Annotated in this window: 19 protein-coding genes; 12 read left to right on the forward strand and 7 right to left on the reverse strand. The window is 64.0% G+C overall.

Annotated elements, in window-relative coordinates:
* Position 1 precedes the first annotated feature (1 nt).
* Both JGU72_RS19510 and JGU72_RS19515 read right to left on the reverse strand, forming a co-directional pair.
* On the reverse strand, positions 2-1,243 hold the full coding sequence (locus tag JGU72_RS19510) for a neprosin family prolyl endopeptidase (RefSeq protein ID WP_199685695.1): 1,242 nt from the start codon (positions 1,241-1,243) through the stop codon (positions 2-4).
* Positions 1,244-1,831: 588 nt separating this feature from the next.
* Positions 1,832-2,116, reverse strand: coding sequence for a hypothetical protein (locus JGU72_RS19515; RefSeq protein WP_374101132.1), 285 nt, complete (start codon positions 2,114-2,116; stop codon positions 1,832-1,834).
* A gap of 699 nt (positions 2,117-2,815) precedes the next feature.
* Here JGU72_RS19515 and recO point away from each other — a divergent pair.
* From recO to JGU72_RS19530, 3 genes are read left to right on the forward strand one after another with little or no spacing between them, the layout of a single operon-like run.
* Complete coding sequence (recO, locus tag JGU72_RS19520; protein ID WP_199685697.1) at positions 2,816-3,637, forward strand: DNA repair protein RecO; 822 nt, start codon at positions 2,816-2,818, stop codon at positions 3,635-3,637.
* Positions 3,582-4,397: an isoprenyl transferase gene (locus tag JGU72_RS19525; protein ID WP_199685699.1), complete on the forward strand. Its 816-nt coding sequence runs from the start codon at positions 3,582-3,584 to the stop codon at positions 4,395-4,397. The genes recO and JGU72_RS19525 overlap by 56 nt, the downstream gene beginning before the upstream one ends.
* A complete protein-coding gene (locus JGU72_RS19530) occupies positions 4,398-4,799 on the forward strand; it encodes a YbjN domain-containing protein (protein WP_199685701.1) in 402 nt (133 codons plus the stop codon). It abuts the gene before it with no gap.
* 725 nt (positions 4,800-5,524) lie between these two features.
* On the opposite strand, the gene JGU72_RS19535 is transcribed toward JGU72_RS19530, so the two are convergent.
* Positions 5,525-5,947 carry a Fur family transcriptional regulator gene (locus JGU72_RS19535; RefSeq protein WP_199685702.1) on the reverse strand — a complete coding sequence of 141 codons (423 nt, stop codon included), beginning with the start codon at positions 5,945-5,947 and terminating at the stop codon, positions 5,525-5,527.
* Entirely contained in the window at positions 5,944-6,309 is a 366-nt protein-coding gene (locus tag JGU72_RS19540) for an ArsR/SmtB family transcription factor (RefSeq protein WP_199685704.1), read from the reverse strand. Before JGU72_RS19540 ends, JGU72_RS19535 begins: the two co-directional genes overlap by 4 nt.
* Positions 6,310-6,534: 225 nt before the next feature.
* On the opposite strand from JGU72_RS19540, the gene JGU72_RS19545 reads away from it, so the two are divergent.
* Both JGU72_RS19545 and JGU72_RS31280 read left to right on the forward strand, forming a co-directional pair.
* Complete coding sequence (locus tag JGU72_RS19545) at positions 6,535-7,926, forward strand: glycine--tRNA ligase (RefSeq protein ID WP_307828520.1); 1,392 nt, start codon at positions 6,535-6,537, stop codon at positions 7,924-7,926.
* 45 nt (positions 7,927-7,971) lie between these two features.
* Positions 7,972-9,468, forward strand: coding sequence for a serine/threonine-protein kinase (locus tag JGU72_RS31280; RefSeq protein ID WP_199685708.1), 1,497 nt, complete (start codon positions 7,972-7,974; stop codon positions 9,466-9,468).
* Between the two features lie 3 nt (positions 9,469-9,471).
* Here JGU72_RS31280 and JGU72_RS19555 read toward each other — a convergent pair whose 3' ends face one another.
* Positions 9,472-10,566: a glycoside hydrolase 5 family protein gene (locus JGU72_RS19555; RefSeq protein ID WP_233532696.1), complete on the reverse strand. Its 1,095-nt coding sequence runs from the start codon at positions 10,564-10,566 to the stop codon at positions 9,472-9,474.
* A 204-nt stretch (positions 10,567-10,770) separates the two neighbouring features.
* Here JGU72_RS19555 and JGU72_RS19560 point away from each other — a divergent pair, with 204 nt between their 5' ends.
* From JGU72_RS19560 to JGU72_RS19580, 5 genes are read left to right on the forward strand one after another with little or no spacing between them, the layout of a single operon-like run.
* Positions 10,771-12,735: a hypothetical protein gene (locus JGU72_RS19560; protein WP_199685710.1), complete on the forward strand. Its 1,965-nt coding sequence runs from the start codon at positions 10,771-10,773 to the stop codon at positions 12,733-12,735.
* 8 nt (positions 12,736-12,743) lie between these two features.
* On the forward strand, positions 12,744-14,261 hold the full coding sequence (locus JGU72_RS19565; RefSeq protein WP_199685712.1) for a hypothetical protein: 1,518 nt from the start codon (positions 12,744-12,746) through the stop codon (positions 14,259-14,261).
* Between the two features lie 56 nt (positions 14,262-14,317).
* Positions 14,318-15,742 carry a glycosyltransferase gene (locus tag JGU72_RS19570; RefSeq protein ID WP_199686099.1) on the forward strand — a complete coding sequence of 475 codons (1,425 nt, stop codon included), beginning with the start codon at positions 14,318-14,320 and terminating at the stop codon, positions 15,740-15,742.
* Complete coding sequence (locus tag JGU72_RS19575; RefSeq protein ID WP_199685713.1) at positions 15,739-17,391, forward strand: glycosyltransferase family 39 protein; 1,653 nt, start codon at positions 15,739-15,741, stop codon at positions 17,389-17,391. The genes JGU72_RS19570 and JGU72_RS19575 overlap by 4 nt, the downstream gene beginning before the upstream one ends.
* Before the next feature lie 25 nt (positions 17,392-17,416).
* Positions 17,417-18,772, forward strand: coding sequence for an ABC transporter substrate-binding protein (locus JGU72_RS19580; RefSeq protein WP_199685715.1), 1,356 nt, complete (start codon positions 17,417-17,419; stop codon positions 18,770-18,772).
* 39 nt (positions 18,773-18,811) lie between these two features.
* On the opposite strand, the gene JGU72_RS19585 is transcribed toward JGU72_RS19580, so the two are convergent.
* Both JGU72_RS19585 and JGU72_RS19590 read right to left on the reverse strand, forming a co-directional pair.
* Positions 18,812-19,627 (reverse strand): MerR family transcriptional regulator, encoded by an 816-nt coding sequence (locus tag JGU72_RS19585; protein WP_199685716.1) that lies wholly within the window; start codon positions 19,625-19,627, stop codon positions 18,812-18,814.
* A 44-nt stretch (positions 19,628-19,671) separates the two neighbouring features.
* Positions 19,672-21,693, reverse strand: coding sequence for a TPM domain-containing protein (locus JGU72_RS19590; RefSeq protein ID WP_199685718.1), 2,022 nt, complete (start codon positions 21,691-21,693; stop codon positions 19,672-19,674).
* 154 nt (positions 21,694-21,847) lie between these two features.
* Here JGU72_RS19590 and JGU72_RS19595 point away from each other — a divergent pair, with 154 nt between their 5' ends.
* On the forward strand, positions 21,848-22,528 hold the full coding sequence (locus JGU72_RS19595) for a YdcF family protein (protein WP_307828538.1): 681 nt from the start codon (positions 21,848-21,850) through the stop codon (positions 22,526-22,528).
* Entirely contained in the window at positions 22,525-23,784 is a 1,260-nt protein-coding gene (locus tag JGU72_RS19600) for a deoxyguanosinetriphosphate triphosphohydrolase (RefSeq protein WP_374101133.1), read from the forward strand. The genes JGU72_RS19595 and JGU72_RS19600 overlap by 4 nt, the downstream gene beginning before the upstream one ends.
* The last annotated feature ends 13 nt before the right edge of the window (positions 23,785-23,797 follow it).

The following is a 23,797-nucleotide window of genomic DNA, read 5'->3' on the forward strand; positions in this document are numbered from 1 at the left end:
GTCAGTTGAACGCGGCGTTCTTTCCGCTTCCGCCCCACCAGAAGTAGGAACCCCAGCTGTCGGTGTTGTCGAAATGGCCCTCGACGCCATAGGCGAGCGGATGGGACTCCCACGTCACCGGTTCGTAGCGGTTCATCGCGCCGGTGCGGCTCGCCTGGTACTTCAGATTGCGCATGAAAGCGCACTTGCGCCAACCGGCCTCGGGGAAGTGGCCGTTGCCCATATCGGTGCGGGTCGTCCCCGAGTGTTCGGCGTCGATCACTTCGCCGCCCCACGCCACCTTGCTCGCCGCGGATTGCAGACCGTTCGCGTCGAACAATGAGCCGGGGTAGTAACCCATCCAGATTCCGTTGACGCGGATCCACCAGTTGCCCTCCCAGAGCTGGACTTTCAGCTGCAGCTCGTACTGGGCGCTGTCCTCGTGACTCAGCGTGTTGTACGTCGCCTCGGGATAGATCTGGTTCGAGTACTGAACCCAACCATCGACTTCCTGGTTGTATCCACCCTTGTTGTTGCCGGGATCGGTGTAGTTGTTCGTCGTGAAGAAGACGAACAGATGCGGGACCCAGTCGCCGTACTTGTCGCGGTATTCCTGGTGCCCGATTTCGATCGTCTGCTTCTCGCCACCTTCACCGGCGGTGAGCCACAGCTGCCCGAGCGAGAACTCGTTCGACCACTCGACGTAGGGATCCCAGACGTTGATGCTGCCTTCGGTACCGAAGCAAGGCACACGCTGGCTCGTGTAGCCGTACTTGTGCTCGACGCCGTCCGGCGCGGTGTCGCCGGCTGGATCGTCCGGTGGGCGCAGGCGCCGGGCGTGCACACCTTTCGCAAGCCAATCGTTGAGTGCGACACCGGGATTTATCTGGTCGATCGGCTTGCGGACGATGGGAACCGTCCCGGACGGACCCAACGTTCGGGCCGTCTGCAGCTCGAAGCGCACCGCATCGACCTTCCGGTCGCCACCGATGGTCTCTTCGGAACGGTCTTCGTCCGGCGGTGTTGCCACCTTGGTGACGCCGGGCTGCGATTCGATTGGGATCCAGTCGAGTTGCTGGCCGGATGCCGTTCGCGTGGTTTTGACAATCTCCAACCGGTCGTGCCGGTCGCGAAGGTACTGGCGGATCTCTTCGTTCCGAGCGGCAACCCATTGCTGCGATTCCTCGGCCGTATGGCGGCGGGGGAGTCGTTTGCCTTTGCGACTGTCATGCTCAGGGTTTCGCTGATTGGGGCTTTGTGCCACTTCGACGCCTCCATTGGTCAAGATTTGGGTGCGAATGGAATCGCTACCGAAATCCTGCCACTAAGCGTGGAGGCAGAGATGGAATATCGACGAGGTCCTGCGGGGATTCTCGGAGCCAGCTCGTGTTAGCGAAAAGTGTTGCGCCGAAAGAGAATTTTGTCCTGTTGGTGCGGATTGCCGACGCAATTCGGGAAAGACACCCGACCCACCCGAATTGCGTCCAGGCGAAAGAAGTCGAGGACTTCTACCGGCGACGTAGTGCCGACACACAGGCCGGGCACAGGTCGCGGTCGGAAACGATCCAGCCTTTGGACTGCGCGCTGCGGATCGCTGAAGCGGCGGCAGAGCGCGCCGGTGAGTAGGTCCATCGTTCGCACCTGTCGCAACGGATACCCCAACTTACGGATCCGGTGCTGCTGCGTGCCGTTTGCATTCCCATTTGCTTCTCCGTTGCTCGTCCACCGGCTGCAGGGCCGATAGAACAGGAATGAGTGTGGCTAACACCACATACGCAGTGTGACATATCCGTGACCATTTCGATACCGCACCGATGCAACATACCGTGCGGTCTTGTCTAAGACTGTGGAGTCAGTCCTCGGCCTCGATTTCGTTGTCGTTGCGGAAGACGAGGGGGCCGTCGTCGAGTGCTATTGCCCAGCGTCGCGTGATCGCCCAGTCTCGGCCGTACGAATTGTCATGGCCGGCGGTGTCGCCGAAGTCGTCGACGATGATGCCCGCGGCCTTCGGCCACTGGTCAGCGGCCAGTTCGGAATCGGACGAATGTCGCGTGACAACGCGCGAACCGACTGATGTCGGAGCCGGCTGCTGGGGCTTCGGTGCCTTGTCCGGCACGGCATCGCGCTTCTTCGCCACGGTCGTATCCCCACATTCCATGAAAGAGAACCAACTGAGCGAAAACCATGGGCTGGCAATCAGTGGTCGATCGCCTGGTGGCGATGTCTGGAAAGTTACACCGGAAGGGCGCGGCCGCAGACCAAACGAGACGTGGTTTGTGGCACTTGTCGGATCAGGGGGTCAGCGCGGGAGCTGTTCGCAGGCGGGGCACAGGATGCGCTCGTTCATCACCCAGCCGTCAGCGCGAGCGGTGGCGACGGCGGACGACTGTGCGCGAACGCTGCACAGCAGCCTGCGATCGCAACCGCTGCAGCGGATTTCCCATGTCCGTCGTCCCGTCGAGCTGGGCACAACCTTGATCGCCACGTTGCCTCCGTGCTTGCATCATCGCTTCCACGGGCCATCGCGGGACGGCCCATCTCGGACAGGCGGGATCGGCATCTTTGGCGCGTCCCGTCGCGTATTGCACATTCCACTGCCGACTGTGGCAGCCCCCACATGAGAGAAGACCACATCGTCGGCCCGCATGCAAGCCGCCCCTTCGGGCCAAAACACCACGAAACGCGTCGAAAAACGTTGTCTTGCAAGATAATTTTCGGCTCGATAGGGTGAAATTCGAGGTTTTCACTATCGTCGTGTCGTGCGCGCCTCCCGATTGTGTCGGAGAGGCGTGAAAGACTGAAAGACCAGCAAGCGAACCGTCGGAAGGTCTGCGAGATGCGGCTGTACCGAGACAATGCGGTGGTGTTGCGCCAGCACAAGCTGGGCGAGGCCGACCGTATCGTCACGCTGCTCACTGCGCAGCATGGCCTGGTTCGCGCGGTCGCGAAAGGCGTTCGCCGCACCCGGTCGAAGTTCGGTGCCAGGCTGGAGCCCTTCGCGCACATAGATGTGCAGCTATATCCCGGGCGCAACCTCGACATCGTCACCCAGGTTCACACTGTCGATGCCTTTGCCGGCGATATCGTCGATGATTACGGTCGCTACACAACCGCCTGCGCTGTGCTCGAAACGGCAGAGCGCTTGGCTGGTGAGGAACGTGCGCCCGCGGTTGCGTTGCATCGGCTGACTGTCGGTGCTCTACGTGCAGTGGGGGAGCAGGCGCGGCCGCCCGAATTGATCTTGGATGCCTTTCTGCTGCGTGCCATGGGTTTTGCGGGTTGGGCGCCGGCGCTCGATGCCTGCGCGAAGTGCGCGACACCCGGTCCGCATCGGGCGTTTCACGTCGCTGCGGGTGGCTCTGTCTGCGTGCACTGCCGGCCACCGGGCGCTGCTACTCCGTCACCCGGCGTGCTCGACCTGATGGATGCGCTCTGTCGTGGCGATTGGGCGTTCACGGAGACCACGGCGGATCCGGTACGTCGGCAGGCCAGCGGGCTGATCGCCGCGCACTTGCAGTGGCACCTCGAGCGACAGCTTCGGACGCTGCCGCTCGTCGAGCGGTCCCGGCCGGATGACTTGGCGCGCGTGTCCGTCGGGCAGGATGGAGACCGTGATTCGACGAGCCGACCCCACGTCGCAACGCGAAGTTCCGCCTAGCGGCATCCGGCCGCCGGACCCGCACCCTTCCGGTGCTCGACCGCCCGGTCTGCAGCCCGAGCTGATCCCGCGCCACGTCGCATTGGTGATGGACGGGAACGGCAGATGGGCTCAAGAGCGCGGACTGCCGCGCACCGCAGGTCACGAGCGCGGTGAAGCGGTACTGATGGACACGGTCTGCGGCTGTATCGAGATCGGGGTCAAGTGGCTGTCGGCCTATGCGTTCTCGACAGAGAACTGGCGCCGCAGTCCCGACGAGGTGCGATTCCTCATGGGGTTCAACCGCGATGTGATTCGTCGCAGGCGCGACGAGATGAACGAGATGGGCGTCCGGGTCAGATGGGCAGGTCGGCGGCCGCGCCTGTGGCGCAGTGTCATCAAGGAACTCGAAGTCGCCGAAGAGCTGACGAAGAACAACACCGTCATGACGCTGACCATGTGCGTCAACTACGGCGGCCGGGCCGAGATCGCAGACGCCGCGAAGGAGATAGCGCGACTGGCGGCGGCCGGTCTACTGGACCCGAACAAGGTCACCGAAGCGACGGTGGCGCGCTTCCTCGACGAGTCGGACATGCCTGACGTCGACCTCTTCCTGCGTCCGTCCGGTGAGCTGCGGACCTCCAATTTTCTGCTCTGGCAGTCCGCCTATGCCGAATTCGTCTTCCAGGACAAGCTGTTCCCTGACTTCGACCGCCGGGACCTGTGGGCGGCCTGTGTCGAATTTGCTTCGCGCGACCGCAGATTCGGGGGAGTGAAGTAGATGTCGGAAAACACTGCGACCGCTCTGCAGGAACGCGCACTTGCGGTCCTGGCACCATTCGTCGAACTCCGTGTCAACGACGACCTGTCTCTCGGTTTCGAGTACGCGGGGGCGCTGTGCTCGATTCGTGCGGTCAACCTCTCGCCCGGCCTTGATGTGTTGTCGCTGACCTGCGTGCTTGCCTGGGATCGCCCGCTCAAGCCCGCACTGCTGAAACGAGTGGCCGACCGCAACGACGCGCTGCAATTCGGGTCGATCACCGTAATCGGCAACGGGAAACTCGCCGACGTGATGATGCGATACACCTTCCCCGCCGCCGGCCTCGACGACGAGGCGTTGACGACGATGCTCCTGCTAGTGCTGTCCGGCGCCGACCGGAGCCGGCAGGGATTGCTGCCCTGATCGGCGCGCCCGGCCTGCGGTGATCACGCGCGAATGGTCGGTGACACGCGGGTGGGGTGCGCCTTTTGGTCGTGCTCGCGCCATGGCGTGGTGATCACGAGCGAATGGTCGGTGTCGCGCCGGTGGGGCGCGCCTTTTGGTCGTGCTCACGCTATGGCGTGGTGATCACGAGCGAATGGTCGGTGACCCGCTGGTGGGGTGCGCCTCTTGCTCGTGGTCGCGCGGGGTGGGTGAGCCTTTTGGTCGTGCTGACGCCATGGCGTGGTGATCACGAGCGAATGGTCGGTGACCCGCTGGTGGGGTGCGCCTTTTGTTCGTGGTCGCGCGGGGTGGGTGCGCCTTTTGTTCGTGGTCGCGCGGGGTGGGTGCGCCTTTTGTTCGTGGTCGCGCGGGGTGGGTGAGCCTTTCGTTCGTGTTCACGCCGAGGCGTGGTGATCACGAGCGAATGGTCGGTGACACGCGGGTGGGGCGCGCCTTTTGTTCGTGCTCGCGCGGGGGCGAGCCTTTTGGTCGTGCTCGCGCCATGGCGTGGTGATCACGAGCGAATGGTCGGTGACACGCCGGTGGGGTGAGCCTTTTGGCCGTGCCCACGCCATGGCGTGGTGATCACGAGCGAATGGTCGGCGACACGCCGGTGGGGCGAGCCTCTTGCTCGTGATCACCCGGGTGGACCTGCCGCAACGGGGTGCGGCGAACCATATGTTCGTGCCCACCACGTGTGGGGGCTAGTTGTTGCGGCAGGACTGGCAGACCCCGAAGATCTCGACCGTGTGGCTGACGTCGGTGAAGCTGTGCTGGTCCGCGGTGCCCTTGGCCCATTGCTCGACCGTCGGACCTTCGACCTCGACGGTGTATCCGCAATGCCGGCAGACGAGGTGGTGGTGATGTCCCGAGGAGCACCGGCGGTAGACGGACTCGCCCGAATCGGTCCGCAGCACATCGACAGTGCCCGCCTCGGCGAGAGTTTGCAGGGTTCGGTAGACGGTCGTCAGGCCGATGCCTTCGCCGCGTTTGCGCAGTTCGTCGTGTAGTTCCTGCGCGGAGCGGAACTCGTCGATGTCGTCGAGCAAGGCGGAGATCGCGCTTCGCTGGCGCGTACTCCGCACGCCGACCGATGCTCGACTCGAAGCGTCAGGCAATACCGTCATCCTTCCTCCGCATGCGCAACCGCGTCCACGACGATGTGGGCGAGGTGATCGTCGACCAGTTCGTACAGCACCTCGCGCCCGTTACGTGCACCGCGAACCACGCCGGCGGCCTTGAGGATTCGCAGGTGCTGGCTGATCAACGGCTGGGTGACGCCGAGCGCGCCGACCAGTTCGTGGACACATCTGCCGGATTCGCGCAGTTGCAGCACGATCGCGATCCGGACCGGTGCGGCCAGCGCGCGCAAGATCTCGCCCGCGGCGTCGAGCGTAGCCTTCGGCGGTAGAGGAGTCGGCGGATGCGTCTCGAATGGGTCGTGGCGGTGCTCGGTGAATTCGAGGTCACCCGTTTCCGCTGCGGTCACTTCGACCCCTCCTCAGTTGCTCTACCTGACACACGGTGAGCTTATTGCAAACCGATTCCATTTTGATATGCATAAATGCGCATGTCAAACGCCGCGGCTCGAGACGCAGTCCAGCAGAGCATCTACCGAAGGCCGGTGCCTGTCGCGTTCGACGTGGGCGGATAGGCTGGAGTCGTTCAGAATCCGCATAACCCGGCATCTATTCGCCAGATGGAGAGCTCGCGCGTGGCCCCCAAGTCCAAAGTCGACACCGTTGCCAACCTCGCCAAGCGCAGAGGGTTGGTTTATCCGTGCGGCGAGATCTATGGCGGCACCAAGTCGGCTTGGGATTACGGCCCACTCGGCGTCGAGCTCAAGGAAAACATCAAGAAGCAGTGGTGGCGCAGCATCGTGACCAGCCGCGACGACGTCGTGGGTCTCGATTCGTCGGTAATCCTGCCGCGTGAGGTGTGGGTTGCGTCCGGTCATGTCGGCGTCTTCAACGACCCGCTCGTCGAATGCCTCAACTGTCACAAGCGACACCGCCAGGACCACTTGCAAGAGGCGTACGCGGAGAAGAAGGGCATCGACAATCCGGATTCGGTGGCGATGGACATCATTGTCTGCCCCGATTGCGGAACGGTCGGCAAGTGGACCGAGCCGCGCGATTTCAACATGATGCTCAAGACCTACCTGGGCCCGATCGAGTCCGAGGAGGGCATGCACTATCTGCGGCCGGAAACGGCTCAGGGCATCTTCGTCAACTTCGCGAACGTGGTGACCACGGCGCGCAAGAAGCCGCCGTTCGGTATCGCCCAGATCGGCAAGAGCTTCCGCAACGAGATCACGCCCGGCAACTTCATCTTCCGCACGCGCGAGTTCGAGCAGATGGAGATGGAGTTCTTCGTCAAGCCCGGCGAGGACGAGGAGTGGCACCAGTACTGGATCGACACTCGGCATGCCTGGTACACGGGTCTCGGCATCGACCCGGAGAACCTGCGGCTCTACGAACACCCCAAGGACAAGCTTTCGCATTACTCGACCCGCACGGTCGACATCGAGTACCGCTTCCAATTCCAGGGCAGTGAGTGGGGTGAGCTCGAAGGCGTTGCCAACCGCACCGACTTCGACCTGTCGACGCACTCGAAGCACTCCGGCACCGACCTCTCGTACTTCGACCAGACGTCGGGGGAGCGCTATACCCCGTTCGTGATCGAGCCGGCGGCGGGATTGACGCGGTCGCTGATGGCGTTCCTGGTCGACGCGTACGCCGAAGACGAGGCGCCGAATGCCAAGGGCGGCATCGACAAGCGCACGGTTCTGCGGCTCGACCGCAGGCTTGCACCCGTCAAGGCCGCCGTGCTGCCGTTGTCACGCAATGCGGACCTCACACCCAAGGCGAAGGACCTCGCCGCGGCGCTGCGCCAGAACTGGAACATCGAGTTCGACGACGCCGGCGCCATCGGCCGGCGGTACCGCCGCCAGGACGAGATCGGCACGCCGTTCTGCATCACGGTCGATTTCGACACCCTCGAGGATCAGGCGGTCACCGTGCGCGAACGCGACTCGATGGCACAGGAACGAGTCAGCCTGGATCAGGTCGAGGGTTACTTGGCGCAGCGCCTGATCGGCGCTTGAGCGCGGGGGTGTGATCGGCGCTCACCGGTCGGATATTCTCGGCCGGTGACGCTTAACCCAGGTTCGACCTTCGCCGGATACCAAATCATTCGGCCGCTCGGCAAGGGCGGAATGGGCAGTGTGTATCTCGTCCAGCACCCACGTCTGCCGCGCTACGACGCGCTGAAGCTGCTCAGTAGTGAACTTTCGGGAGACGCCGAATTTCGCGCGCGCTTCGAACGCGAAGCCGAGAGCGCCGCGCGGATGCGTCATCCGAACATCGTTGCCGTCTACGACCGTGGCACCGAGGGTGATCAGCTCTGGATCGCCATGCAGTACGTCGAGGGTCGTGACGCCTCGGAGCTGATCAAGGCCGGGCCGCAGGTCATGACATCGACTCGGACCGTCGGGATTATCCGCGACGTCGCGAAGGCGCTCGATTATGCGCATCGTGGCGGACTTCTGCACCGAGATGTGAAGCCGGCGAACATCCTCATAACGGCCAACGCCGACGAACCCAGTGGCGAGTCCGCGTTGATCACCGATTTCGGTATCGCCAAGCCGATGGAATCGTCGTCGAACCTGACCACGGCTGGATCGTTTCTCGCCACGCCGGACTACGCCTCGCCGGAGCAGCTGGCGGGAGCCCATATCGATCATCGGTCCGACATCTACGCGCTCGGGTGCACGCTCTTCGAAATGCTCACCGGGACAAAGCCTTTCCAGCACAATTCGATGATCGCGATCATCAACGCGCACGTGAACGCGCCGCCGCCGAAAGCGTCGGAACGCAACCCTGGCCTGCCGCACGCCATCGACGCGGTGATCACTCGTGCCATGGCCAAGGATCCCGCGCAGCGCTACAACACGTGCCGCGAACTGGCGGACGACGCTGCCCGCGCGTTCAACTTGCCGACCACGTTGAGCGGCACGGCGGCCATTGCGCGCCCGCCCGCAAAACGAAAGCCGATCTTGATCGGCGCAGCCGCGGCGGCAGTGGCGGCACTTGTGGCAATCGGAGTCGTGATCGCCGTCAATTCGGGTGGCGACGAAAAAGCCGGTGGGAAATCGACGACGTCGGTGACCACCACCGAGGATCTGCCGCCGGGGGACGTGGCCAAGGCGAACGACGACAGCTTCGCCGTCAGCATTCCGGAAGACTGGGAGATCCAGGAAGAGGACGGCTACCTGCTGAAGCTGCAATCTGCGGTCTCGCGATCCAACGCCAACCTCCTGGTCAGCATCAATACCGAGGCGAATCTACGCCAGTCGCTCGACCAGGCGACCGAAGACAACATCGCGCAGGTGAAGGAACTGGAAGGCGTGACCATCGATTCCGGTGGAGCCGAGGCAACGACCGTCGACGGCGAGGCAGCGCGCAGATTTACCTACACCGTCTCCGCCGCGGCAAACGACGGCATCGAGGCGCGTGGTCGCCAGCTCTACACCCGCCACGACGGAGTCGAATACATCGTGACCTTCACCGGTGACAGCCAGTCGTTCAACGGCGCTGTGGCGCAGTACGAAACGATTCTCGATTCGTGGAAGTGGTTGGAGCAGTAGGAGCTACGACCGGTCCGCATGCCGGGCAACGACGGACCACAGCGGATCGTCGTATCCGACGTCGTAGGTGCAGGCCTGGGTCCGCGGGTCGGGGACGAATGACCAGACCAGAGCACCGGCGGCCCCGGCTGCGCGCTGGCCATCGAGCTTCGCGTCGATGTTGGCTGCACGGGCGTCGACCGACTCGCACGATCCGGCGAGTTCGCCGACCTCGCCGACAAGCAGGGGCTTACCCAGCTCGGCTGCCTGACGCAGTCTTTGGCCCAATCCGTTCCACTCGTCGCCGGGCAGCGCGACCGTATCGGCACCGTAGTCGTGATACTGCAGCACGTCTACGAACGGGGAAGCGCCGACTGTTCGATACTCGTCGCCCTGTGCACCGCACTGACCGCCGCCCGCCAGTCCGGCCGTTATGAGGGTGCGAGGGTCGTGCCGGCGCAGTTCGGCACCGGCGGTATCGAAGAACGCGCGGAGGACGGTTGCCGCGTCCGCTGTGCAATCCCGCAGGGACCACGAACACGCCGCGTCTGCGCACGTGCTCGTTTCGGGCTCGCCGACCAGTTCCCATGCAGCGAGTGCGTGCGAATCCTTCCAGCGATCCGCCGCGGCCGTCATCCAGTCGCGAAAGCTGAGCGTGAAGGGTGCCGCGGCCTCGTGCCAGCCGTCGACATACCACTGCCGTTCCTTGAACCTGTTGCCGTCGCACGAGCCGTCTTGTGGTGAGAGAACTGGAATCAGTAGTTGGTCGTGCCTTTCGGCTGCCGCGAACACTGCGTCGATCGGCGCGAAATTCAGTTCACCGGTGACGCGATTTGTTGCCAGTGCCTGAAACGCATCGAACCGGACGAGTGAACGACGCGGCAACGCGGCGAAAAACCGGTCCAGATCGACGGCCGCACCACAGCCGGAATTGATGTTCCAGTCGGTCGCAAGTTGATATGCGTTGAATCCGTACGGCTCCCAGCGTTGCCCGTCGAGCAGTATGCCACCGCTGCCGACCGTGACGCGTCCACTCGCTTCCTGTGCGCTGCTGTTCCCGCCGCACCCGGCGACCGATGCGGCAACGATGCCGAGCGCGAGCATCAGTCGACCGATCATGCCCTCACGATAGCTAGTGCCGGATGCCAGTCGACTAGGGCCGAAGGATAGTTGTGCCACGAATTCTTTCGCGTGCCGGTTCCGAGCTCGGGACGGATTTGCCTGATTGTCGAGAACATTCCGGTGTAACGCAGCACACTGAGAATCGATCATTTCTACGCAGCACGCCGCTGTCGGCGTGAGAGTGGCAACGAAACGGAATCCATGACGAATATCCGAGGCGTTCGCGCCATTCTGTTGGAGATCGTTGTTGTGGCGCTGTGCGCTCTGCCGATTCCCGTCGCATTCGCGCCGCTTGCGCCTGCCGACGACGAATCGCCGTTCGACCTCAATTCGATCGATCTGGGGCTCGGCCCGACAACGTCGATCAGTGCCGCGGACGGACGGACCACCCTCACGCTACCGATTCCGGACGGCACCCGCGCAACGGTTTTCAGTGCGAATGCTGTTGTTCCCGCGGGTGTTTGGCGTGGCTGGCTCGACGTGTCGGTAGGCGACGCTCTGTTGGCGCGTATCGATGTGCCCGAGGGTTCCACGACCGTCCCGGTGACCGTTCCGCTCGATTCGGCGGTGCCGCAACCTCCGGACAACCTCATCGTGCTCACGATCAAATCGACGATGCTGCCGCTTGATCGATATTGCTTCCTCTTTCCCCTCGATGCGCAGTTGATTCTCCGCGATCAGGTTGTTAGTTACCTCGGCCCCCCGGCATTGCCCACAACGATCGCGGACTTTCTGCCACCGGTACTGGAGCAGTTCACCGTATTCATTTCCGACCAGCCGACAGAGGAACAGTCCGAAGCAGCAATTTCACTCGCGGGGGCGATAGTCCAGCACTACGGTGCACAACCGGTTCGAATCGTGCTCCGGCCCGACCGCGAACTGTCGAGCGCCCCGCCGGATGGGCCGTTCGACCGGTCCGCGGCAATTCGCGCCAATTCCGACGGGAATACCGAACTGATCTATCCCGAGGAGCCCGCACCGCCGCGGCTGTACATCACGGGGACCGGTCCCGCACTTCTCGACCAAGTCAGGATGGTGACGAGTAATCTTGCCGCGCTCGCGATCTCGACCAATGCGAGCGCAGGTACCAGCACCCCGCGCCCGATCCTGACCGCGGACTCGATGACGTTGACCGATCTCGGCGTTCGTGGCCCGAGTTCGACCGGAATCACGCAGGTCACCGTGACTGTTCCCCTCGATCAGACACGCCTCGGCCGGGCAGCTCGCAGCGTACGAGTGCATCTCATCGGTTCGTACACGCCGCTGACCACCGACGTCGGCGGGTCGCTGTCGGTATCGGTCGGCGGCCGGGCGATTGCGACCTGGCCCGCGGAAACCGACGGCGTTCTCGATCGGTGGATCGACGTACCGGCGTCGGTGCTGGGGCGCGTGACCAATCTCGACGTCGCGTTCCGTGCGGGGTCCGATCTCGGCTGCGGTAACGGTCCTACGGTGTCGCTCGGTATCGACTCGTCGACGGTCGTCACGTCATCGGCACTGGGCTCGCCCTCTCCGCCCGGGTTCGAGTCGCTGCCACAGTCATTACTTCCGCAGGTGCCGATCGCACTGACCGAGCAGAACTTCCCGAACACTGCCCGTGCCGTTGCCATCGTCGCCGGGTTGCAGCGCATGTCGACCGGTCCGTTGGCGCCTGAGCTGGTTTCCGCGTCGGATCTCGTCGATGGCGACGCGTCCGGAATTCTGGTCGCTCCGGATGGCAACGTGCCGGACTCGGTCGAACTCCCGCTCCGGACGACCGAGGGGAGCACTCTCACTTTCACCGACCCGCACGTCGAGTTCGAGCAGGCGATCACGCTCGGAAGCGAACTGCGCTACGGCACGTTGCAAGTCGCCTACGACCAGCAGTCGAACCGGACTCTGTTGGTAGCCATGTCGGCGAACGCCCCCGAGGAACTCGATCGCGCGCTGGGCTGGCTCAGTGCCGACACACAGCGCTGGTACGCGTTGAAGGGCGAAGTGCTGTTCGTCGCGCCCGGCCGTGAACCTGTCACTTTGACGTCGCCACTGGCAGACAATCCGGCATCGGCGACCGCGCTGGATCCTGGCAGGGTGTCGGTCGGCAAAGTCCTGCTTGCGAGCGTCGTGCTGCTCGTCGTCGTTGTCGGCGGGTACCTCCTGTTGCGCCGTCGTCGAGCGAGCGCCTAGGCGGAAAGGTGAGCACGACGACAGCCACGGTCGATCGACCGGACGAAGCTTCCGCAGTTCGCCGGGTGATCGAACATGCTGTGCTCGCGTTGACCATGCGCTGGCTGTTTCTGCTGGTGTGCGTCATGATCGCATTTCTGCACACGTGGGAACGGGTCGTCGACGAGGCGGCGGCGGGCACGGTCATCGGCTATATTTTCGTGCTACCGCTACTCGCGGGCATTGCCGCACAGGGCATTGCGCGCCGCCGCAGCGGTGAACTGCCGATTCACGATCGGCAGATCGACACCATCGTCGGTGGACTCGGGCTGATCGTCACGATCGCCATCGAGGGCTTGTGGTTACGGCGGTACGAAGACCAGTACTCGCTGTTTCACCTGGATATCCTTGCGGCGCTGGTGTTTTCGGCGAGCGGTGCCATACTGCTGTTCGGCCTGCGCCCGGTCGCTCGGTTCTGGTCGGTGTGGCTCTTGCTGCTCGCGTTGAATCCGTTGGTCTACCGGATGGTGGCAATCGAGATGGGCGGCAGCCGATTCGACTACGGCCTGGTGCTCGTGTTGCTTGCCGGTGTGGCCGGCGGGATCGCGGTCGCGCGTACAAAACGGCGGGCCGTTTGGGGATTCGTGTGCACAGTGGTGATCGGTGTCGGATGTCTGTGGCTGTTGCAGGCGTTCTGGCCGAATGCTCATGTTCTCGTCGTTCAGTTGGTACCGAGCGTGACGGCAGCCATTGCGACGGGCACCGCGTTCTTCCTGTTCAGGCGGCGTGGTGAGGCGAAGAGCCCGTTAGGACGCACGGTACTTCCGACGACCGCTCGAACGGTCGTCCGATCAGGACTTGCGCTGGCGTGCGCCACCGTCGTGCTGTTCTTCCTGCCGTTGCCGCCGGTTGTTCCCGAGGTGACGACGAAGGGACCGCCGGGCTCCGCGGCCGAGCCGCTCAGCGCGCCTTCGGGGTGGGAACAGGTGGGGATCGAGGACTACGAGTGGGTGCGGTCGTTCTTCGGCAGAGATGCGACGCTCGTCCGGCAGACGGTGCTCGCCGATACGGGGAATCCGGACTGGGATGCGCGGGCACGCCCGCGTCGGCTTGTTGTCGACACGCTGACGACCACCAACGCCGCCACGCTCGGGCTGTACCCCGAGGCGACCCTCTACCGACTGGCTAACACTCGGACCAGTCGAACGTTGGAGCTGCGGTTGGGGCACGGCGTGACGGGTTCGCTCTACACGTCCGTCAACGACGATCTGCTTCTGACGTGGACGAAGTTGGTGTTCACGTGGGTCCGTGACGACGCGACGCAGCGGGTGACGGTGATCAGCGTGGACAATCACGAGCCGGACGCTCAATTCCCTGTTGCGGCACCGTCGATGGCGTCGAACCTCGGCACCAGCATCGGAGTCTTCTTGCGGGGCAACCACATCGCGTCCAACGAGAATCCGGACTACAAGGATCTCGCTCTGCTGACCGACTTCGGCACGCGGCTGGTTTCGGCACAGTTTCTGCGGGCGGGATACGCATCGTGACGGCCGATCGTCCGCAACCGCCGAAGGTGGGTAGCGAGACTTCCGAGTTCCGTGAGATGGCGCTCGACGACGCGATCAACGGACTTGCGCGGCGGGACCCGTTGGCCTCCGCGGCAATCGCTTTCGTGCCATGGCAGAAGTACACCCTGATCTTCGCGCTGGTGGCGTATCTCGCGTGCTTCGTCGTCTGGTCGAAGCCCACGCTCATCGCGTTCAGCGTCCTGTGCACGGTCCTGTATCTCGCGATGATGATCGACCGGGTGCTCATCTTCACGCGCGGACTCGATGCATCGGCGATCATCACGATCAGTGACGAACGGGCCCTTGCTGTTCCGGATCAGGAACTGCCGCTCTACACGATCTTGGTGCCGGCGTACAACGAGCCCGAAGTCGTCGGCGACCTCATCGCCGCGATGACGGCGCTGAACTATCCGCACGATCGACTGCAGGTCCTGCTGTTGCTCGAGGAAGACGACGACGTCACTATCGAAGCGGCCCGCCGGTCGGGCGTCAGCGATGTGGTCGACGTCGTTCTCGTTCCCGCGGGCGAACCGCGCACCAAACCGAAAGCCTGCAACTACGGATTGCATTTCGCCACTGGAACGATCGTGACGATCTTCGACGCCGAGGATCTACCCGAACCGCTGCAGCTGCGGCGCGTGGTTGCGGCGTTTGCTCAGGTACCCGAGACGGTCGCGTGCGTCCAAGCCAAGCTCGCGTTCCACAACGGCTCCCAGAATCTGCTGACAGGGTGGTTCACTGCGGACTACGCGCTGTGGTTCGGCTATCTGCTGCCCGGCTTGATGAAGAGCAACGCGCCGATTCCGCTCGGCGGCACATCGAATCACTTGCGGCGCGACGTCATCGACGAGATCGGTGCGTGGGACGGTTTCAACGTGACCGAAGACGCCGACCTCGGTGTCCGGATTGCCTCGGCCGGCTACTCGACGGCGGTACTGGATTCGACGACGCTCGAAGAGGCGAACAGCGATCCGATCAACTGGATCCGGCAGCGCTCGCGTTGGTACAAGGGGTATCTCCAGACCTGGCTCGTCCACATGCGGCGACCGGTGCGGACCTACCGAGCGCTCGGTGCGGTTGGGATCTACAGGTTCACGTTGTTGCTTGCGGGCACCCCGATCTCGGCCTGCCTCAACATGATCTTCTGGTTTACGACGGTCACCTGGTTGCTCGGGCAGCCGCCCCTGGTCGCGGAGCTTTTCCCGACCTACATCTATTACTTCGCGCTGATTTCGATGATCATCGGAAACATCGCCACCATCTACATGTACCTGGTTGCGTGCCGTGAAAGTGACAACGCGCACCTGCTGGTGCCGTGCCTCACGATGCCGCTGTACTGGCTGATGATGAGTGTTGCGGCGCTCAAAGGGTGCTGGCAGTTGATCCGCAATCCGTCGTACTGGGAGAAGACTTTTCACGGGCTTTCCGCACCCTCGGAAACCACCGAGGTCGGGACATGAACCGCGGGCCCGTGTTCGTCTTCGGCTCGGCCTTTGCCGCCTACCTTGCCTTCGGGCTGACGCTCAGCGTTCGTTTCGGGTTCATGATGGGCGATGCGCTGAGCCGGACCTCGGCGGCACAGGCTGTCCTCTTCAGCCGCGATCCGCACGTCGGCGCAATAGGTTTCATCTTCACGCCGCTGACCGCGTTACTGCAGTTGCCGATTGTCGCGTTCTCCCAGTGGTGGCCGACGCTGACCCGCTACAACATCACCGGAATCACCGTGTCCGCGGTCTTCATGGCCGGGGCGGTCGTGATGGTGCACGGCATCTGTCGCGACCGCGGTTGCGGTGCCATCCAATCAGGTTGCCTCACAGCTCTGTTCGCGCTGAACCCGATAATCGCGAGTTATGGCGCCAACGGGATGAGCGAAGCAGTCTTTCTGTTCTTCATCTGCTGGGCGGTACGCAGGCTCATCCGGTGGTGTCATTCCGACGATGTCCACGATCTGTTGCTCGCCGGTCTTGCGCTCGCCTTCGGCTATTTGACGCGCTACGACGCCGTCGCCGCCATCGCCGCAGCCGCCTTTCTGGTTGTCGTCGTGACCCTTTCGCGAAACGGCTGGGGACACGCGCCCACGTTGGTCCGGCGCGCGATCCTCGATGCGGTCCTCGTGGCAGCGCCCGGGACGGCAGCTTTCATCGTGTGGTCGGCGACGAGTTGGCTGATCACCGGTCAGGCGCTCGCGCAGTTCTCCTCGGCATACGGAAATTCGGCGATTCTCGAGCAGTCAGGCGGTGGACCGACGGGTGGGCGCTTGGCGAACCTCGTGTTTGCCCTCAACGAAATATTCGTGCTTGCACCGGCACTCGTGATCATGCTTGGTGTCGTCGGCGTGTTGGCCTGGCGACGCAGGGATCTGGAGTTCGTCGTCGCGCCGTTGCTGTTCGGTTCGGTGCTGGCGTTCCAGGCGGCGAGTTATGCGCTGGGAACAACATTCGGCTTCATGCGCTTTTACATCTGTGCCGTGCCCCTGCTGATCGTCCTCGCCGCACAACTGACGCCCGCACGTGAAGGCGCGTTCCATGCCAAGCGTCCCGGCGCGTTCATCCGCGACCCGCGACCTGCCCCGCGACACACACGGGCGCTTGCGTTCGCCGGTGTTGCGGCGGTTGTCGTCGGCATCCCGATCACTGCCTACGGGGTACTGGAACCGCGATTGGCCCCGCAGCAGTACGCGCTCGGATATCTTCTCGACGACTCCCCATCAGCCACTCCGAGTGCCACCATCGCGAAGCGAATCATCGCGTCCTTCGGAACCGAGCGCAGGCTCGCAGAGTATCTCGACGCCAAGGAACTGCCGCCCGGGTCGATCCTCACCGACACGGTGTACGGCTTTGCGGTCATCGCCGCGTCGAGCCGTCCCGAGCAGTTCGTGGTGCCGTCGGACGAAGACTTCACAGAGGTTCTGAACGACCCTGGCGGCTACGGCGTTCGATACATCTTGACCGTTCCCAACCGCGGTCGCGGCGAATCCGATGCGGTCAACCGCCGATACCCGACGATCTGGGAGAACGGAGCGGGCGTGGGAACGCTGTCCATCGAAGTGCCCAACGATGGTGCGGATCAACCGGTCTGGCGAGTATTCGAAGTACTCGGCAGGCGTTGAGCGACGGACACGAGAGGACTGGCAGATGCACAACCGGGCACGGATCGGAGGCGTATTCGCGGCCGTGCTGGCGTGCGTGGCTTCGGGGTGTTCGAGCGACGGTCTGCTGTTGTCGCGCGACGACACCGTCACCGTATCGATCGCCATTGTCGAGAACGCGCAGATGCGAGATGCGATCAGTCTCGCGTCGGAGTTCGAGAAGGAAAACCCCAACATCGAGCTCGAATTCGTTCTGTTGTCCGAGAACGAGGCGCGCGAAACGATTGCAACCGCTGTCAGTACGGCCGCCGACGATTTCGACGTCGTGATGATCAGCAATTACGAGACAGAACAGTGGGCCGAAAACGGCTGGCTGCGTGACCTCTCGGGCTACATCCGCGCGACCCCGGGCTACGACGTCGACGACTTCATTCCCTCACTGCGACAGTCGCTTTCCTACGACGGCGCCATGTATTCGGTGCCGTTCTACGGTGAGTCCTCGTTCTTGATGTATCGCAGGGACCTCTTCGACGCCGCCGGTATCGCGATGCCGGAGCAGCCGACCTGGGATCAGGTTGGGGAGTTTGCTTCGAGACTCGACGACAAGCCGAATGGGTTGTCGGGAATCTGCTTGCGCGGCAAGCCCGGGTGGGGCGAAGTACTCGCACCGTTGGACACAGTGATCAACACATTTGGCGGCCGCTGGTACGACGAGCAGTGGAACGCGCAGCTGACCAGCCCCGAAGTGACTCGCGCAGTGGACTTCTACGTCGACCTCGTGCGCCGCTACGGTCAGCCGGGTGCGGCCACCAGCGGCTACCTGGAATGCGCCACGGAGCTGGCGCATGGCCGGACGGCCATGTGGTACGACGCGACCGCAGCGGTCTCGATGCTCGAGGATCCGCAGACAAGCGAGGTCGTCGGAAAGATCGGGTACGCGCCCGCGCCCGTCATGTACTCGGAGCACTCCGGCTGGCTCTACACATGGTCGCTCGGAATTCCGGCAAGCAGTAGAAATGCGGATGCCGCTTGGGAATTCGCCTCGTGGATGACGAGCAAGGAGTACATCCGAATGGTGGGGGAGCGGTTGGGCTGGGCGCACGTGCCGCCCGGGAGCAGGATCTCCACATACGAAATCCCGGAGTACGAGGCGGCGTCCGTGGCGTACGGACCGCTGACGCTGGCGGCGATGGAGGCGGCGAATCCGGATCAACCGACGTTGCTTCCGGTGCCGTACAACGGCGTTCAATTTTTGACGATTCCCGAGTTCGACGTGCTCGGAAATCGCGTGAGCCAACAGATCAGCGACGCGATCGCAGGCAGGAAGGCCGTCGGTGACGCGTTGGTTCAGGCTCAGGGCTACGCGGCAGCGGTCGGCGATACGCACCGGACTCAGCGCTAGCTGCCGGCCGACGCCCCGCCGGCCGGCAGCTGCGAACTCTTACACCGGCACCTGCAACTCCGTTACCCAACCTGAAGGGTCCTCGGTGTATTCGAGGGTGACCTCGCGGGCAGCGCCGCTGGAGCTGTGCCCGTGGTCGTCGATCCAGCGCCCGAGCGCCTGCCAGTCGGGGAGGCACTCGTCCATACTTCCGCGGTGCACGATCGTTGCTGCTTGCTTCACCTCGGGAAGGTCGACGATCGTGAACGGATGTGCAGGATCGGGGGTTGCGTTGACGGGCACAGCCGCGTGCACGATGACCGATCCGTCACCGTCCGGCGAATCTTCGTAGTACGCGACGGCCGGACCGGCGAACGCGATGCCGGCCTTCTCCAGGTAGCCGGACAGTTCCTCGAAGAGCGGCTGGATCACCGGACTGATGTGGCTCGGCTCGAACCCACCGGCCCTGCCGGTCAGTTCGGCGACACGAACAGCTGGAATCGGCTTGATGACAACATCATTGGTAGGCATAGCACCCTCACTTTCGATGATTCGGAGGCGCACCTCGACCTGGGCGAGACGGTTGCGGTCGTTGTCGATCTGGCACTGCAACTCCGACTGCCGGAGCCTGAGCATGCCGCGTAGTTCTGCTGCGCTGACCTGGTTGTCGAGTACGTCCTGCACCTGTTGCAGGGTGAACCCGAGATCCTTCAGCGCGATCACGCGGTTGAGACGGGTCAATTGGCTTGCTTCGTAGAAGCGGTAGCCGCTCGACGCGTCTACATGCGCAGGCTGTAGCAGTCCGATTGCGTCGTAGTGCCGCAACATTCGAACCGATACGCGCCCGTGTCTGGCGAAATCTCCGATGCTCAACATGACGACCTCAGGTTTATTGCCTCACACGGTGTCAGGGTCAAGAACTAAAAACGCCCGCCTACGCCGATCCGTCCCGAACTGCCCGAACCGCCGAACGAGCCCGGACCTCTACTGTGCCCGCCGCCACGGCTCCGGCCGCCGCTCATGGCACCGCGCAGCATGCCTTCGATGAGGATGCCGCCGAGGACAGCGCCCGCCGTGCTGCCCGACGACGATGACGCCGAGCGGGACTCCCATTGCGACACCTCCGATTGCGCGCTGTTCAACGCCCGGGATGCGAGGTCGGCCGCGGCCTGGGCGTGTACCAGAGAGTTGGACACGTCGCTGTTGCGGAGTCGCTGCGCCTCGTCGAGGTGCCGCTGAGCTTCCGAGAGTCGGGTCCGCGGTTCGGCGCCGACCGCACCTCGCCGAGTTCCGATGAAGTCCGCCGCTGCGGCGACCTGCGCCTGGGCGCAGGTCAGCGCTTGTTCGAGTTGTGCAGCAAGACGTTCGAAGTCCTGCTTGCTTTCGGTGGCTGCAGCGAGCAGTTTGTCGAGTTCGACGTCGGCCGCGACGATCTCGTTGAACGCGCCCAGCGGGTTGCTGTCCTGCAACGCTTCTGCTCGCCGCAAAGCGGCCTCGGCCGTGTTCTGCGCGTCGCGCAGCGCCTGACCGCCGTGGTCGAGCAACTGACCGGCGGCAGCGATGTCGTTGCGCGCGTCTTCGATTGCGGCCGGCAGCGTTGCGATGGCGTTTCGAATGTCGCCTGCCGCGCGGTCGACGGCGTCGAGCAGCGTTCGTGCCTGTGTGACAGCGCTTTCGGCGGCGCGAATTGCGCCGACCGCGGGTCCCTGTTTGCCCGCAGGCAGCGTGATCGCCTGTCGTCCGGCAGTGATGTTGTTGTCCGCGAACGCAAGTCGTTCCTGCGCCATCGACACGTTCGCCTTGATCGGTTCCAACGTCGGCGCGGGAAACTCACCGGTCAACTTGGTGAGGGTGTCTCCGGAGCCGGGAATGCGGGTAGTGAGGTCGATGACGTCGCGCGTCAGCGCATCGAGTCGTTCGGCTGCGTTGATCAGGAGGTTGCGCATGCCGTCGAACTCGGCGACAACGGCGTCGAGGTCATTGTCGGCTCGACCGCAACTGCTGATGAGGTCGATAAGCATTCGGCGCTGTTCGTCGGGCGTCTCCGGGAACGTGTCGTCCAGCTTCTGTCGAATCGAAAATGCCTTGGCGAGAGTGGCTTTGGCGTTGTCGAAGACAGTGACGAACGGCCGCGCGGCGGCGTCGCCGAACTCGCCCCTGGCCAACTCCAGCTCTTCGCTACTGGTGCGAATTGCGTTGTCGAGCTCCACGAGGATCTCTTTGGCGCGTGCGTCGAGCGCCGGGATCGGCAGTGCTGCAAGGGCCTTCGTATCGGTGGGATCGACGGTGCGGGCAGCCTCGATATCGGCGCCGTACTTGTCTTTGCGACGTTTTCGCGCGTACAGGGCGGCGCCGCCCGCGCCTGCCACGACGACCGCGCCGCCGACGAGGAGAACGGTTCCGGTGTCGCCGCCGGACGACGACAGCGCGTCCGACAGACCCTCTGCGGTCGCGATCGCCGCACCCGACCAGTCACTCTCGCGCAGATCGCCGCGCACCGAGTTGTCGTAGATGTCCTCTAGTTCGGATTGGGTGAGGCCTTCGAGCCCGGGCTGTGGCACGAGTGCGAACTCGCGCTCGACGGTCGCCACCGCCATCACGATGTCGCGTGCCGTGAAGGGCCCGCTCTTCTCGGCCGTTGCGCGCGCCCAGGCCTGCGGATCCTGCCCGTCGAAGTCGGTGACGTAGACGACCCACAGCTGCACCTTGTGTGTGTTGTGGAGGTCGTCGATCGCGGTCTGGATGTCGTCCTTCTGTGTGTCGTCGAGCACGCCGGCGTTGTCGGTCACCTGGTCGTACAACCGCAGCGGCGGATCTGCAGCGGCCGTGGGTGCAATTCCGATGGCGGGCAGGCAGACAAGCGCGAGGAGCGCCAGCGAGGCTCCAGCTGCAGAGGCTCGGCGGACACGAAGTCCTGCAACGATGGATCGTGCGAGAGGCATGGAACGAATCTAGTCCGGTCGCCTGTGTGGCGTCCGAAGTCATGCACGCAAGTCCGCACCCGGTGCGACTACGCTGTTGCAGACACGCGCGTGTCAGGGGCTGCAGGAGCGCGTGCCGATCGACTGGCAGACTTGGGGAGTGATTTCGGCAGCCGTGAACGATCCACCTGCGCCTTCTTACTACTCCGACGAGCCCGCAGGGTTCGGCTCGGCGGTAGCTCGCTGGGTGATCCGGCTCTTCATCGGCGCGTTGCTGATCGCGATCGTACTCGTCGGCGGCACCGCGGTTCGCGTCTGGCAAGTCGCCCGGATCAGCGATCATTCACCTGCCGACGCGATCGTCGTGCTCGGCGCAGCGCAGTACTCCGGTACCCCGTCGTCGGTGTTCCAAGCTCGTCTGGAACAGGCTGCGAACTTGTACGACTTGGGTGTCGCGCCGATGATCATCACGGTCGGCGGCAAGCAGCCCGGTGACCTCTACACCGAGGCGGCGGCCGGCAAGACGTATCTCACGGAGGCCGGCGTACCGGCCGGGAAAATTCTCGCGGTCGAAAAGGGGTCGGACACGCTCGAGAGCGTCGGTGCTGTGAGCGATGTGATGCACGACCTCGGGCTGTCGTCGGCGGTCATTGTCAGCGATCCGTGGCATTCGCTACGAACCCGGACGATGGCGCGAGACGACGGCCTCGAGGCGTGGACCGCGCCGACGCGGCAGGGCCCCGCTGTGTTCACGCGGGAGTCGCAACTGCATGGGATCACCCGTGAGACGGGCGCCATGCTCTGGTACCAGATCACGCATTATGCGGCCGACTTCAGTTACACGGCCGGGCAGTGATCGCGAACTACAACGATCACTCCCGGGAACGGTTGGTCGTCGAGCAACCGAAATCCGCCGGTTTGCCCGAGAGCAGTGCCGCCCATCGTGGCGCGTTCTCCCGCGATCGCGCGCGCGTCCTGCATTCGGCAGCTTTGCGGCGGCTGGCCGACAAGACGCAGGTCATGGGTCCGCGCGAAGGCGACACGCCCCGAACGCGGCTGACCCATTCACTCGAGGTCGCGCAGATCGGGCGGGGGATTGCCGACGGTCTCGGTTGCGATCCGGATCTCGCCGACCTCGCCGGACTAGCGCACGACATCGGTCACCCGCCGTACGGGCACAACGGTGAAACGGCGTTGGACGAGTTTGCCAACGAGTTCGGCGGCTTCGAGGGCAACGCCCAGAACTTGCGGATTCTCACCCGGTTGGAGCCGAAAGTGCTTACCCCGGACGGGGAGAGCGTCGGGCTCAATCTGACCCGGGCAGCGCTGGACGCGACGACCAAGTATCCGTGGCCACGCGGCGCACCGCGCACGAAATTCGGTGTATACGAGCCGGATCGGGACCGGCTCGACTGGGTTCGAGACGGTGCCCCAGAGCGCCGGCAATGCCTCGAGTCGCAGGTCATGGACTGGGCCGACGACGTTGCGTACTCGGTCCACGACGTCGAGGACGGTGTCATCGCAGGCCGGATCGATCTGCGCGCGCTGACCGACCCGGCGGAGCAACGTGCGTTGGCCGCACTGGGCGCGCGCCAGCATTCTTCCTGCGGAGTCGACGAACTCGTCGAGGCTGCGCAGCGGTTGTCGACGCTGCCCGTGGTCTCCGCCGTGTTCCACTACGACGGCACCCTGGCGAGTTCGGTCGCCCTGAAGCGGCTGACGAGCGACCTGGTGGGCAGGTTCGCCTCTGCTGCGGTCGGCGGTACGCGGCAGGTCGCGGGAAAGGCGCCGCTCTCGCGATACGACGCCGACCTCGTCGTTCCACCCATCGTCGCCGCCGAAGTAGCGGTGCTGAAGACGGTGGCGCTGCGCTACGTGATGCTGAACGCCGGCCATCGGGTGCAACAGGAGGAACAGCGCGAACGGATCCACATCGTCGCCCAGCGCCTGCTTGCCTCCGCGCCGGACGGTCTCGACCCGATCTTGCTGCCGTGGTGGAACGACGCACAAACGGATGCGGAGCGGGTCCGCGTGATCGTCGACCAGATTGCGTCGTACACGGAGAGCCGCCTCGAGCGGGTCGCGGCGACGCCGCCCGTGCACACGCGCTGACGCGGAGCGCATA

The organism is Antrihabitans auranticaus (assembly GCF_016481275.1).
GTDB lineage: Bacteria > Actinomycetota > Actinomycetes > Mycobacteriales > Mycobacteriaceae > Antrihabitans.

Coding starts and splice junctions, on each gene's coding strand:
- JGU72_RS19525 (WP_199685699.1), top strand. CDS start 3,582: ATGGAGACCGTGATTCGACGAGCCGACCCCACGTCGCAACGCGAAGTT.
- JGU72_RS19570 (WP_199686099.1), top strand. CDS start 14,318: ATGGCGCTCGACGACGCGATCAACGGACTTGCGCGGCGGGACCCGTTG.
- JGU72_RS19555 (WP_233532696.1), bottom strand. CDS start 10,566: ATGATCGGTCGACTGATGCTCGCGCTCGGCATCGTTGCCGCATCGGTC.
- JGU72_RS19585 (WP_199685716.1), bottom strand. CDS start 19,627: ATGTTGAGCATCGGAGATTTCGCCAGACACGGGCGCGTATCGGTTCGA.
- JGU72_RS19590 (WP_199685718.1), bottom strand. CDS start 21,693: ATGCCTCTCGCACGATCCATCGTTGCAGGACTTCGTGTCCGCCGAGCC.
- JGU72_RS19530 (WP_199685701.1), top strand. CDS start 4,398: ATGTCGGAAAACACTGCGACCGCTCTGCAGGAACGCGCACTTGCGGTC.
- JGU72_RS19560 (WP_199685710.1), top strand. CDS start 10,771: ATGACGAATATCCGAGGCGTTCGCGCCATTCTGTTGGAGATCGTTGTT.
- recO (WP_199685697.1), top strand. CDS start 2,816: ATGCGGCTGTACCGAGACAATGCGGTGGTGTTGCGCCAGCACAAGCTG.
- JGU72_RS19535 (WP_199685702.1), bottom strand. CDS start 5,947: ATGACGGTATTGCCTGACGCTTCGAGTCGAGCATCGGTCGGCGTGCGG.
- JGU72_RS19580 (WP_199685715.1), top strand. CDS start 17,417: ATGCACAACCGGGCACGGATCGGAGGCGTATTCGCGGCCGTGCTGGCG.
- JGU72_RS19575 (WP_199685713.1), top strand. CDS start 15,739: ATGAACCGCGGGCCCGTGTTCGTCTTCGGCTCGGCCTTTGCCGCCTAC.